The sequence below is a fragment of the Bacillus altitudinis genome, from assembly GCF_001191605.1.
Classification (GTDB): Bacteria; Bacillota; Bacilli; order Bacillales; family Bacillaceae; genus Bacillus; species Bacillus altitudinis.
The window spans coordinates 1846878-1860190 of the sequence record NZ_CP009108.1; the positions used below are offsets into that span (position 1 = coordinate 1846878).

Sequence of the window (13313 nt, forward strand, 5' to 3'; positions counted from 1 at the left end):
GCACCGGTAATGTCTTTTTTAAAAATCGTCGTCATTTCGACGACGACCAGCATACGATAATGGAATCGATGGGTACAAGAATTGTCCAAAAAGGTGAGGAGGGGGATGGATGTCCCGGCAAGAAAAAAGTCAGTTTATTGTGTCTCAGGAAGACTGGTCCCTCCATCGAAAAGGCTTTGATGACCAGCAGCGTCATCAGAAAAAAGTCAAAGAGGCGATTAAAAACAATTTGCCGGATCTTGTCACAGAGGAAAGCATTATTATGTCTAATGGCAAAGATGTGGTCAAAATTCCGATCCGTTCTTTAGATGAATATAAAATTCGGTACAACTATGATAAGAATAAGCATGTAGGTCAGGGGGATGGAGACAGCCAGGTTGGCGATGTGGTCGCTCGGGATGGATCTGACAGTAAGCAAGGGCAGGGAAAAGGTCAAGGTGCTGGAGATCAAGCCGGTGATGATTATTACGAAGCAGAAGTCTCATTAATGGATTTAGAGGAAGCGCTATTTCGTGAGCTGGAGCTACCAAATCTTAAACAAAAGGAACTTGATGATATCGTTGTCGAGGAAATTGAGTTTAATGATATTCGCAAAACGGGGTTAACCGGTAATATCCATAAAAAACGAACAATGCTGTCAGCATTTAAACGAAATGCTATGACAGGAAGCCCTTCCTTTTATCCTATTTATCCAGAGGATATTAAGTATAAGACGTGGAATGAAGTCACCAAACCAGAATCGAAAGCGGTTGTCCTAGCGATGATGGATACGAGCGGAAGTATGGGGCTTTGGGAAAAATATATGGCGAGAAGCTTTTTCTTTTGGATGACACGTTTCTTGCGGACAAAGTATGAGACAGTCGAGATCGAATTCATTGCTCACCATACAGAGGCGAAGGTCGTAGACGAGGAGCACTTCTTTTCTCGGGGAGAGAGCGGGGGAACCATTTGTTCTTCTGTCTATCGAAAGGCACTAGAGCTCATAGACGAACGATATCCCCCGTCACGATATAATATTTATCCTTTCCATTTTTCTGATGGTGACAATTTGACCTCTGATAATGCACGGTGCGTGAAGCTCGTTTCTGAAATTATGAAAAAAGCCAATTTATTTTGTTATGGTGAAGTGAATCAATATAATCGGCATTCTACGTTAATGTCAGCATATAAACATATTCAGGATGAGAAATTTAAACATTATATTTTGAAGCAAAAATCAGACGTTTTTCTCGCATTAAAAAAATTTTTTCAGCAGGAAGAAGTTCTTTCTTAAAGAGAACATTCAAAAAAACCTTTCAGCATAAGGGCTGAAAGGTTTTTTGTGTGGAGAAGGAAGGGATCACCAGAAAAAAAGTAAAACTTTCTCTTTGACATTTCAATTTTCATTTATTAATATTTAATCTTGTTAAATATAAGTTTTTCAAAAAAGATGCCGATCGTCTTTTCTTCTTTTTCTGCTTTTTGCTCATAAGTGAACAATAAGTATAAATGGGCTGCACACCATTTTCAGCGGAGTAGAAAAAGGGGAAACAGACAGCTCTATGAGCTTGTTTCATAATCTGTCAGATGATGGGCATTCTAAGTTTGCTAAAGCAGATGACACTATATTTTTATACATGAAAGGAGAAACAAAACATGAACAGAGGGCGTTTATTGCTAACAAATATTATTGGCCTTATTGTGATTCTTGCCATTATTGCCGGAGGTGCTTATTACTACTACGAAAGCACAAACTTCGTAAAAACAGATGAAGCAAAAGTGACAGGTGACATGTACCAAATTACAGCGCCAGCAGCTGGACAAATCAAAGGCTGGGATATCAATGAAGGTGACGAAGTGCAAAAAGACAGCACAGTGGCAAAAGTTGAAGGAGAAGCAAAAACAAACATTAAAGCAGTGGCTGATGGCACATTAGTCAAAAAAGAAGTACAAAACAACCAACAAGTGCAGCCTGGGACAGTTCTTGGTGAAACGATTGACTTAAGCAAGCTTTACATTACAGCGAATATTAAAGAAACAGACATTAAGAACATTGAAAAAGGTGACAAAGTGGACATCGTTGTAGACGGCGATCCTGATACAACATTTGAAGGAACAGTTGAACAAATTGGTTATGCAACAAACTCAACATTCAATATGCTGCCAGCCACAAACTCAAGTGGTAACTACACGAAAGTGACACAAAAAGTAGCAGTGAAAATTTCAATTAAAAATCCATCTGACAAAGTACTTCCAGGTATGAATGCTTCTGTCAAAATTTCATCTTAATGATGACTGATATCAAAAAATGAAAGGAGGTTGTCTGAGATGGCAAATCAACCTGCAGCGACAAAACAGGGAGCAGGCTCCTTGTCTTTACTGATCATTTTAATGGCCGGTTTGTTCGTAGCGATTTTAAACCAAACGCTTTTGAACGTAGCCATGCCCCATTTAATGACTGAATTTAATGTGAGTGCGACGACAATTCAGTGGCTTACAACAGGTTACATGCTTGTTAACGGTGTGCTCATTCCGTTATCTGCGTTTTTAATCACACGTTTTGGCCAGCGCAGCTTATTCCTCGTGGCGATGATTTCATTTACACTAGGGACTTTTATTTGCGGTATTGCGCCAAACTTTTCTACGATGCTGATTGGTCGTTTGATTCAGGCAGTCGGTGGCGGTATCTTACAGCCGCTCGTCATGACAACAATCCTTTTTATTTTCCCTCCAGAAAACAGAGGGAAAGGAATGGGGATTTTTGGTCTTGCGATGATGTTTGCGCCAGCTGTCGGACCAACGTTATCTGGTTATATTATTGAACACTATTCATGGCGTATTATGTTTTATGGACTTGTACCAATCGGTGCGATTGTCATTATCGCGGCTTTCTTTATGTTTAAAAATATTGTAGAGCCTAAAAAAATCAAGCTGGACAGTCTTGGTGCGATTCTGTCGATCGTTGGTTTTGCTTCGCTTCTATACGGAGTGAGTGAAGCGGGAAGTGATGGTTGGACAGATCCAATCGTTTTATCTACGATTATCATTGGTGCGATTGCGATCATTCTCTTTATTTTCCAACAGCTAAAAGCGGATAATCCGATGCTTGATTTCCGCGTGTTTAAATACAGCATTTTCTCATTATCAAGTGTTATTAACATTATTATTACCGTTGCCTTATACACTGGGATGTTCTTACTACCGATCTACTTGCAGAACCTCGTTGGGTTTACTGCACTGCAATCGGGGCTTTTAATGCTTCCAGGGGCACTTGCGATGCTCATTATGTCCCCAATTTCAGGGATCTTGTTTGATAAATTTGGACCTCGTCCACTTGCCATTGTGGGGATGCTGATTACGGTTGTCACCACATACGAGTTTACACAGCTTACGATTGATACATCTTATAGTCACATTGTGCTCATGTATGCAGTACGTGCCTTTGGTATGTCACTCTTGATGATGCCAGTCATGACTGCTGGGATGAACCAATTACCACAGCATTTAAACAGTCATGGTACAGCGATGTCAAACACACTGAGACAAATCAGTGGTTCGATCGGTACGAGTTTGATCACGACGATTTATACAAATCGCACGACATTCCATTATTCCAATATGGCAGATCAAACGAATACGGCTGATCCGTTCTTTATGAATTCATTCCAAGCGGCTGTCTCTAATGTGATGCACCATATGGGCATGACAGCAGAAGCTGCTCAAAAATATGTGTCGACCCAGCTCTTTACGAAAGCACAAGTTGATTCCAATGTGATGGGCATCAATGATGCTTACATGTGGGTGACATTATTCTGTGCAGCTGGTGTGATTCTCAGCTTGTTCCTGCGAGATGTACGTAAGGATAAAAAGCGAAAAGAAAAGCAGGATAAGAAACAAGAAATGACATTGCTTCCAGCACCTAAGGAAGCAAACCAAGATGCAAGATAAGTGTGGAGGGACCGTACATGAAAATTTATGTCGTATACGATAGTGAAGGTGACCATACAAAAGCACTTGCAGAAGCGATTGCAGCTGGCGCAGGTGAAACAGAGCAAGCTGAAGTGTTCATTGATCATGTGAAAGATGCGGATATCCGCAAGCTTGATCAAATGGATGCAATCATTTGGGGCTGCCCTGGTCACTTTGGTACCATTAGTTCTGGATTAAAGACATGGATTGACCGTCTTGGGTATTTATGGGCAGAAGGAAAACTCATCGATAAAGTCGGTGCCGTTTTCTGTACCACTGCAACAACACACGGCGGATTAGAAATGACGATGCATAATTTGATTACGCCAATGTTCCATCAAGGGATGCTTGTGGTCGGCCTTCCTGGAAATGTTCCAGAAAATGCGTTATACGGCTCTTATTATGGAGCAGGTGTGACGTGCCCGATTGATTCTGATGAAGTGATTTCTGCAGAAGGCATTGAGCTGGGGAAAGCATTAGGAAGACGTGTAGCATCAGTCACTGCGTCATTTAAGCGATAAGGAGAGGGTTCTTTTGGCGACGATTATTGTAGCGTTAGTAGCTGCTTTTCTAGTTATTATCGGATTAGTAGCGTTCAATGTCAGACACGCTTCGGCCGAGAAGGAAGAGATCAAAGAAGATGTATCGAATCATCCTGACGTGCCGCATAGCGAGCCAGAAGTTGCGGCGAGACCTGTAGAGCCTGAAGTGGAAGAAAAAGCGTCAGAGCCTTCTCAGACAGATGATGCTCCGTCAGGTGATGATTTCTATAGACAGGCGCTTCAAAAGTTTAAGCAGCCAGAACCACCTGTCAAAGAAGAAGAACCAGAGACGAAAATGAATGATGATATGTATCGTTCTGCTTTACAGAAACTAAAGCAGAAGGACAAATAAAAAGAGAACCTCTCGTCAGGTTCTCTTTTTTTTATTGCACAAAAAAACCGCCGGCATAAAAGCCGAGCGGTTTTCCTTCACTCTATAAAGTGCTAAAAGAGCAGATGCTCTTAAATTACGCTTTGTTAACGTTAGCAGCTTGTGGTCCACGGTTACCTTCAACGATTTCGAAAGAAACTGATTGACCTTCTTCTAAAGTTTTGAAGCCTTCGCCTTGGATAGCAGAGAAGTGAACGAATACATCGTCTTGACCTTCTACTTCGATGAATCCGAAACCTTTTTCAGAGTTGAACCATTTTACTTTACCTTCTAACATGAAATTTCCTCCTAAAGCGATCTTAACGCTTAAATTCACTATTCTTGCTCTTACACAAACTTCAAAGACGAAAACTCTTTCAAAACTTTCTTCTTAAAGATGATACGAACAAAAATAATTACCTTTACTTTACCAGTGTTTGCGGGAAAAAACAACTGTTATACGAAAACTTTTTTAAAAATAATTAGCACTAACAAATTGAGGAAAAAGCCTATGTTAAGTGTTCTCTTTTTCGTCCAGAAAAGCTCACTTGGTTTCTGCCTGACTGCTTCGCTTTATAGAGCTCCTGGTCTGCAATAATCGGTAATTGTTTCATGTTTTCACTTGTTCCTGCATCATAAGCACATCCAATTGACACCGTAATGTAAATCGATGTTCCGTTTTGTAAATAAATTGGCTGATCCGCCATTTTTTTTCGTAAACGTTCCGCAATTTGCCATGTTTTTTCAACGGAACAATTCGGTAAAAGCACAGCAAATTCTTCACCGCCGATTCGCCCAATATAATCAGAGCTTCTTGTGTTCTTAATCAGCCTTGTTCCGATTTCTTTTAAAACGATATCTCCCTCATGATGTCCATACTGATCATTGATGGTTTTGAAATAATCGATGTCTAGATAAATCAAGGACATTTGATGGATAGGTTGCTTTAAGTTCAGAGAAAAAGCATCATTTAATATCTCATCGAATTTCCGTTTATTTAAAACACCAGTTAAAAAGTCATAATGAGCTTGGAATTTATACAAATTTAACATCTGATACGCTTTTGTTTGATGCTCAATGACATAAAAGTTAAATAAACCGGCAATATACGAGAACATCCAATAGGCAGCATGCAGTTCAAATGACCTTTCATTGACGATGATGATAAATAAAATCGTCGCTATGACGTTGCTCATGGTAATAGATAATAGCATTTTTACGACGTGATTGATATGACGCTCAGCAATTAAAAAGGAAGCTGTGGCGATAAATATCATGGAAAAAATATTAATGAAAGAAGCGACATTGGCTTCGATTAATAATCGGCCAATAATGATCACACAGGCTGCAATGAACGTTTGTGCAATGCCTCCATAAAATGCCGTTAAAATAAGGGGGATATGTCTTAAATCGATGATGGCTGGTCCTGCTTTAATAGAGAAAAACATTAAGAGGACACCGAGTAACCCAGAAATCATTCCTTTATAAATTTGTCTGAGCAGGGTGTCTTCCTTTTTTAAAAAATTCTCTTTAAACACAAGCATCAATAAATAATGGAAAGTGACAAGAATTGTTAAATTAATAAAGAGGTCTCTTAGCAAAATAAAATCACCTTTTTAAAATTACTAAAATTTGTTGCAAAAGAAAAGGGGAAACAAGATAATTAATAAAAATTTCACTTATGAGGGGTTTAAAATGAGGAGAAAACAATTTCCAGATCGAACGGACTCGCTTTCTTTTTTGAGACGTGGCCTGATGAAGGATTTGAACGAGATATGCCCATTGAATATCAAGATCTAACGTTTCGGTTTGAGAATGAGGAAGAGCGATTTGTGGTGACGATGTCTCTTGGAGTACAAGAATTTTCTTTGAGGGCTGTTCGAAAAAAGGACGCATCCGTTTTAGGAGTATATGCCTTTAAAACTGTGCGACATGTAGAAATAAAAAAGGATCGGCAGCATGAAAAAGAGCTGTTGATACTATTAGATGTTTGTTATCACGATCGAAATTACCTTCTTGCCTTCCTTCTGCATCATGGTGAAAGAGCATTTTTCGGGAGAATAAACAGGAGCCTTCTGAAAAAAGGCTCCTGTTTTAGTTATTTGTGCTCGATGTCATTGAGTACTTGCTGAATAGATTCATCATCCATTACATTCATGACACTTTCATCAATGTGAAGAGACTGGGCGTAAGACTCTCTCGGCGGCTGATGGGTTTGGTATGTTTTCGATGATGTTTGATGCTGGCTTGTTTCATTAGGCTGGACAGCGGTGAATGCCTGCTTGATCATTTGTCCTACTTCAGCTGTGCCTTTTGAGTCTTTACGTGAATGTGAATGGGACTCATGACGAGATGACTCATGATGGTGTTGATCTTTGCCTTTCATCATTGAGGACAAATTCATTTGAGTCATGCTGCTTAGTCTTCTCCGTAATAGTGGTGAAAATAATGCAATGATGGCTGTTGATGCTGCGATCATTGCACCAGTACTCATACCTTTTCTCTTTTTAAACAAACGAATCCCTCCATTTGATCGTGATGATACTTCTTCATCATGTTTAGGATGACCAATCAAGGCTGATTTATGAATTCATTGCTGAAATAGAGGATGTGTGCATAAAAAGTCTGCTGGATGAAAAACCTATGAGCAAAAGGAGGGAATAAATTGATGAATAAGAAATGGATGCTATCTTTATTACTCGTTCCAACATTGATCACTGCTGGGTGTGGAATGAACAATCAAGGCGATGAACGAAGAGGAACAATGAAACGACAGTACGAAAATGTCACATATAAGAACGACAACATGAGACAGGATCAACCAAATGTACAAACACCTCAGAAGGTGAAAGTGGCAGATAAGGCATCAGAGCTTGTTGCCAACATGTCTGAAGTGAAAACAGCGAACGTACTTGTCACAGGGAAAAATGCATTTGTTGCTGTCGTGCTTGAAGGCAATAAAAGCGGAGATGTAACAGACGATTTGAAAAAGAAAATTTCTGACAAAGTCAAATCGACGGATCAACAAATTGATAATGTGTATGTATCTGCTAATCCAGACTTTGTCGATCGTATGGCAGGGTACGGAAAACGTATTAGAAGTGGAGAGCCAATTTCAGGATTCTTCGACGAGTTTACTGAAACGGTTCGACGTGTCTTCCCTGAATCAAAATAGCTACGACAAAAGCCGTATGTCATATGCGGCTTTTTTGTTTGGAACCGCACCTTGCGCACCTGACTGCATAAAGTAAAAAATATATCACCTCTTGTTGATCTTTGTTTTTTCATAGAAAGAGAAAGAGGTTGCAGGATGAATTCAGGTGGGGAGTAAATGAAAGCAAAACCGTCATTAATTCATAAAAAACTTGTAAGCGGAATGATTGCAGCAGGTTTGATTTTTTATGCGTTCACTGCGTACTTGATTTATGTAGCGTTCCAGCTGGCAGAGCAATATCTAGAGCAGCATTCTTCGCCTAAAACGGTTTTAACGGAAGGACTCAATAAGCAAGTCTATGAACATATTCGAATCTACTATGCAGAGGATGAGGGCGCCTTTGTCGATCTGACCATAGAAGCGCTTGAGCAGGCAAAGAAGAGGACGATGTCAGTGTTTCAGTATGAAGCTGATAAACCGTTAGATATCATTTATTTTGATGATAAAGAGACGATTGAGCAATTTGCCGGTATCAAGCATATTACAGGTTTTTATTCTGATGTTGATCATATGATTGGATTATACCCAGATAAACGGGAAGAATTGTTGAAGAAAGAGACACTGCCTTTATACTTTTTCAACACGTTATTCATTCATGAGTATGCCCATTTTGTTTTCTATGAAAAGGTGCATGCATATAAGGTATCTCCAGTCGTCTTTCCCCTTTGGTTCCATGAAGGAACAGCAGAATGGACGGCCTATGATGTGCTGAATGCCACGTCTGAACGGTTTGACGTCATTCCTTTTAAATCTCTTTATTCTGATCAAGACTGGCAAGAATCTCGCACGACGTATGAGACAGATGTTTATTTACAAAGCTACTATATGATCTATGAGCTTGTGGAGCTTTATGGACGAGATGTCATACATGAGATCATGGAGGAAACGGCGAAAACTAGTCGTTTTGATAGAGGGTTTGAACAAGCGACAGGACAACGTCTCACAGATTTTGAAGAGCAATTTAAACTGAAATATCAAAGAAAAAACGGCTGACCTGAAAATCGGGTAGCCGTTTTTTTGTTTAATGAAGCGGTTTTTGCTGGTTGGCTTTGCTCGGCGGCATCTGCACTTGTCCCTGCATAGGGGCAAATGTAGATGTCATCGCCTGCATATCTTGAGCTGTAAGCTGCGGAACTTGATAATAGCTATGTTTGTTTTGATATAAGAAAATTTCATACGCCATTTCAATAAAGTTCGGGATTTGCGCTGCAAGCACACGTCGTACCACAGGGTTTGTGACCTCTAATGCAGTCATTGAGAGTAATCCAGCATGAGATTTCACGAGACCAAGCATATGCCCTGTAATTCCCGCATCCTTTACATCCTGTAATGATTGATTTGGCTTCTTAGGCTGAGATGGTTTTATTCCGTATGTCACCTGTGTCTGTTCGTTCATCATATAAGTAGATGTTTCTTCACTAGGCTTTTGACCAGTAGAAAAGCAATCTACCGTGACGTTGTACTGGGACAATACAAATTGATATTGTCGATCTAACATGTCGGATAATGCGGGATCTTGGATAAATTGCCGAAAGATCATGTATTGATCCAAAATATTAATGGTCCCTGCTAATACCTCATGTAAATCAAATAACTCATGCCCGCCATGATTGAATTGGGGCTGCTGGACATGTCCTTGAACGTTTGGTTGCTGATCGTTTTGCATAAAGAATCCTCCTTCTGTTTTATACAGTCTGTTTTAATGTGAGGAAGTTTTCCTCCTTTCATGCAAAAAACATTATTTACAATTAGAGGGTTTTCTTCCTTTTTGTCGAAAAAATGTATCAGACGAATGAACATGGGGGTACCAGATGCAGGACAAAATCATTAATCGTTTGATAGAAGACGAACATGTGCAGGCACCAGTGATTGGCATCGGTGTTTCGCCGTTTGAACAGCATCATCTTGAGGCTTTTTTTCAATCATTTCCGCATGAATTAAATGCCTCTTTTATTGTTGTGCAAAATCATGTGACAGGCGATTGTGTAACTGATTTGGAAGCACTTGTTTTACCGATTGGCTACCGGGCAAAGCCGATTAAGCATGGTGAGAAAGTCATGAAAAATACGATTTATGTTTGTCCGCAGCATGCAGCTGTGACATTGACAGAAGACAAACGGCTACACATAACAGAGCAGCATCCTACAAACAAGGCGTGTGCTGTAAATTCGTTGTTTCAGTCACTTGCCAATGTGCAAAAGGAAGAGGCCTATGCGATCTTTTTTCAAAAAGGCTATTGTGTAGGAAGTGGTTTGCTTCAAATCGTTGAGCAAGGCGGTACAGCCATATCGTGCAGTGAGACAAATAGTGGGTTTGATCGTATGTATCATCAAACATTTCAAGACCCTTCTGCACTTGCGTCATATATAGCCAACATCATCAACGTTCCGCATACAGATGTTGCAGACCCTGTTTTAATCAGAATCATTGAACGTCTTGAAATGCATAAAGGAATTGCATTTTCAACCTATGAGAAGCGCAGACTGCTCTCTGTCATTCAAAAAAGAATGAGGAGTGCGAACCAATCGATCTCCTTATTGTCCGAGTACGATCGTTTATTAGAGAGAGAACCAGATGAGCTTGATCGCCTGCATGTACAGCTTTTAAGCGGCACGACTTCCTTTTTTAGAGATATGGAAGCCTTTCGAGTATGTGAACATCACATCATTCCGTCGATCATTGAAAACACAATGAAAAATGGGAAATCTCGATGCCGCATTTGGATTGCAGGATGTTCTACAGGTGAAGAAGCCTATTCTTTTGCGATGTTATTTTTAGAAGAAATGAAACGAAGACAAGTGTCCATTGAACTTCAAGTGTTTGCAACAGACATCAACCGGAAAGCCATCCAAAGTGCAAGCAAAGGTGTTTATTCGCTTGAGTCTATGGCACGGATGCCAGAAAAATGGAGGGCGCGATATTTCGAAAAAAAAGGTGACGCTTTTATTGTGAAGCAGTCGCTTAGAAAACATATTGTCTTTGCTCCTCACAATTTATTGATCGATTCACCTTTTATCCACCTCGATTTTATCAGTTGCCGAAATGTTCTGATGTACTTCCAGCCAGAAGTACAAAAACGAGTCTTATCTCGATTCCAATATGCACTAAAGGATCAAGGGATGTTGATATTAGGACCGAATGAAAAGGTACCCAATATCCCTCGTTTATTTCATTTGTTAAATGAAAAGTGGAACATTTACACCCACTCAAACGTTCCTAAATACAATGCAGGTCATACGGAGTTAAAAAAACGAGCTGTCCAATATATGAAAGAAGTAGAGCAGGAGTATGATGCATGTTTCATCATAGACGATTGCGAGCAAATTCTCGCGATATCAAACGGTGCCTATTCTTTCTTAGCGCATGCAGAAGTCTCAGATGAATTATGTGAATATGTAACCCCTGATTATATGAAAGAGATACTAAGTCAAAGCTTTCAAAAGGTGTGGACTGAAGAGACTGAGGTTGTCTTTCAACATGTCCTCATTTCGGAAAATGGAAGAAAGCAGTATGCAGATTTTACAGTGAAACATTTTGATCGCCGTTTTAAAGGAGTATACGTCATTCTCATTCGGAAGAGTGAGAGAGGAAAAAATCAAAAGAACGGCAGGGACAAAGGGATGTTAGAGCAGAATTCGGTTTATCAACAGCGAATTGTCGATTTAGAAAACGAGCTCAATGAGGTCAAACAAAAGGAGCAAGAAGCAAGGGCTCAATTAAAAGAAAAAAACAAGCAAATAGAAGTGCGCGAGAAAACAAACGAGCATTTTATTAATATCATCAACAACTTAAAGGTGACAAGAGAAGAACTGTACCGGCCGTCTGTGAAGCCAGAACTTGCCACGTTGTTTGTGGACCGGGAAATGAATATTCGCTATCACACTCCTACAGCTACCTCTTTATTCACTTCAGCTCAAACCCGGCACCAGCAAACGTTTCAGTCGATGGTGAAGAAGCTATCGAAGGAAATGCTCTATCATGATATTCAATCTGTCATTTCAGATAGGCGCGTGATCGAACGTGAAATTGAAACGAACGAAGGAGAACAATTCACGGTTCATATGACACCTTTCTATGATCAAGATCGCGAGGGAGCGGTGATGACCTGGATCAAAATGACCGAAATGACGAAATTGAAGCAGGCTCTTCATCTTGCGGTGACAGCACTTGATAACAGCCATATTCATATTGTGGTTGCAACGGGAGAAGGCGTTATTCAGTGTGTCAATCAGCGCTTTTGTCAGTTTGTACAGCAGCATGAATATGACTTGATCGGAAAAGATATTTTTTCTGTCTATTATGCGTTGTGTCAATGTGATGATCTAGCGAAACAATGGGACGTGTGTTTAAGAGAGGGCAGCTGGACAGGTGAGTTGTATTTTCAGGACTTATCAGGGCGTGAGCGATGGGAAAGAGTCTCTTTACACCGAATCGATGACCCTGACAAAATGCAGTCTACTGTCATGCGGATTTCGGAGGATATTACAAGTCAAAAACAGTCTGAGAAAATGCTGATGAAGTCTGAAATGCTGTCAGCAGTTGGACAGCTTGCAGCTGGTATTGCCCATGAGATACGTAACCCACTTACGTCGTTAAAAGGCTTTTTACAGCTAATGATTCAAAGTAAAAAGTATCAGAAGGATTATGCCGATGTGATGATGTCAGAGTTTAATCGGCTTGAGTCTATTATTAACGAATTCCTTGTGCTCTCTAGAAGCAAATCTGTTAAATTTGAACCGGTGAATGTGAATCTTCTGCTCGAAGAAGTCATTATGGTCGTTGAATCTCAGGCGGTCTTAAAAGGAGTGTCGATTCAAAAGAATCTGGCGCCCTCTCTGCCACATATTCAAGGCATTCCAAATGAACTAAAACAAGTGTTCCTTAACATTCTTAAAAATGGAATTGAAGCGATGGATGGAGTAACAGGTGTGATCCAAGTGACTTCATTATTGAAAAACGACCAAATGATGCTGATATTTGAAGACCAAGGAAAGGGCATACCAGAAGACGAGATTGGGAAATTAGGTGAACCTTTTTACACAACGAAAGAAAAAGGCACGGGTCTTGGATTAATGATGACCATTAAGATTATTGAAAGCCATGGCGGTACCATTCGTTTTGAGAGCAAAAGCTTTGAAGGGACACGTGTGATTATTACGTTTCCAAGTAATTGAGATCAGCTTTACATGAAATCCATCCATTCTCAATAATTGCTTTGTACAATAGAAGAGATGAAGTT

12 protein-coding genes and 1 pseudogene are annotated in these 13313 nt (G+C 40.0%); 9 read left to right on the plus strand and 4 right to left on the minus strand.

Annotated elements, in window-relative coordinates; genetic code table 11:
- Positions 1-109 precede the first annotated feature (109 nt).
- From yhbH to ID12_RS09330, 5 genes are all read left to right on the plus strand, one after another.
- Entirely contained in the window at positions 110-1273 is a 1164-nt protein-coding gene (gene yhbH / locus ID12_RS09310) for a sporulation protein YhbH (protein ID WP_007497035.1), read from the plus strand.
- 362 nt (positions 1274-1635) lie between these two features.
- Positions 1636-2268 (plus strand): biotin/lipoyl-containing protein, encoded by a 633-nt coding sequence (locus tag ID12_RS09315; RefSeq protein WP_007497037.1) that lies wholly within the window; start codon positions 1636-1638, stop codon positions 2266-2268.
- 39 nt (positions 2269-2307) lie between these two features.
- A complete protein-coding gene (locus tag ID12_RS09320) occupies positions 2308-3927 on the plus strand; it encodes a DHA2 family efflux MFS transporter permease subunit (protein ID WP_048003249.1) in 1620 nt (539 codons plus the stop codon).
- Positions 3928-3944: 17 nt separating this feature from the next.
- Positions 3945-4469, plus strand: a complete 525-nt coding sequence (locus tag ID12_RS09325) for an NAD(P)H-dependent oxidoreductase (RefSeq protein ID WP_008358701.1) — start codon at positions 3945-3947, stop codon at positions 4467-4469.
- Between the two features lie 13 nt (positions 4470-4482).
- Positions 4483-4842: a hypothetical protein gene (locus ID12_RS09330; protein ID WP_050827088.1), complete on the plus strand. Its 360-nt coding sequence runs from the start codon at positions 4483-4485 to the stop codon at positions 4840-4842.
- Between the two features lie 115 nt (positions 4843-4957).
- Here ID12_RS09330 and cspB read toward each other — a convergent pair whose 3' ends face one another.
- Positions 4958-5158 (minus strand): cold shock-like protein CspB, encoded by a 201-nt coding sequence (cspB, locus tag ID12_RS09335; protein WP_008349061.1) that lies wholly within the window; start codon positions 5156-5158, stop codon positions 4958-4960.
- Between the two features lie 211 nt (positions 5159-5369).
- On the minus strand, positions 5370-6461 hold the full coding sequence (locus tag ID12_RS09340; protein ID WP_050827089.1) for a GGDEF domain-containing protein: 1092 nt from the start codon (positions 6459-6461) through the stop codon (positions 5370-5372).
- Positions 6462-6555: 94 nt separating this feature from the next.
- Between ID12_RS09340 and ID12_RS19640 the strand changes: the two are divergent.
- Positions 6556-6924, plus strand: a pseudogene (locus tag ID12_RS19640) (hypothetical protein).
- Positions 6925-6958: 34 nt separating this feature from the next.
- On the opposite strand, the gene ID12_RS09345 reads toward ID12_RS19640, so the two are convergent.
- A complete protein-coding gene (locus ID12_RS09345) occupies positions 6959-7375 on the minus strand; it encodes a hypothetical protein (protein WP_024719940.1) in 417 nt (138 codons plus the stop codon).
- A gap of 153 nt (positions 7376-7528) precedes the next feature.
- On the opposite strand from ID12_RS09345, the gene ID12_RS09350 reads away from it, so the two are divergent.
- Positions 7529-8035 carry a YhcN/YlaJ family sporulation lipoprotein gene (locus ID12_RS09350; protein ID WP_008349054.1) on the plus strand — a complete coding sequence of 169 codons (507 nt, stop codon included), beginning with the start codon at positions 7529-7531 and terminating at the stop codon, positions 8033-8035.
- A 156-nt stretch (positions 8036-8191) separates the two neighbouring features.
- Positions 8192-9067, plus strand: coding sequence for a hypothetical protein (locus tag ID12_RS09355; RefSeq protein ID WP_041093337.1), 876 nt, complete (start codon positions 8192-8194; stop codon positions 9065-9067).
- Positions 9068-9095: 28 nt separating this feature from the next.
- Here ID12_RS09355 and ID12_RS09360 read toward each other — a convergent pair whose 3' ends face one another.
- On the minus strand, positions 9096-9740 hold the full coding sequence (locus ID12_RS09360; RefSeq protein WP_050827090.1) for a spore coat protein: 645 nt from the start codon (positions 9738-9740) through the stop codon (positions 9096-9098).
- 145 nt (positions 9741-9885) lie between these two features.
- Here ID12_RS09360 and ID12_RS09365 point away from each other — a divergent pair, with 145 nt between their 5' ends.
- Positions 9886-13248 (plus strand): CheR family methyltransferase, encoded by a 3363-nt coding sequence (locus ID12_RS09365; protein ID WP_050827091.1) that lies wholly within the window; start codon positions 9886-9888, stop codon positions 13246-13248.
- The last annotated feature ends 65 nt before the right edge of the window (positions 13249-13313 follow it).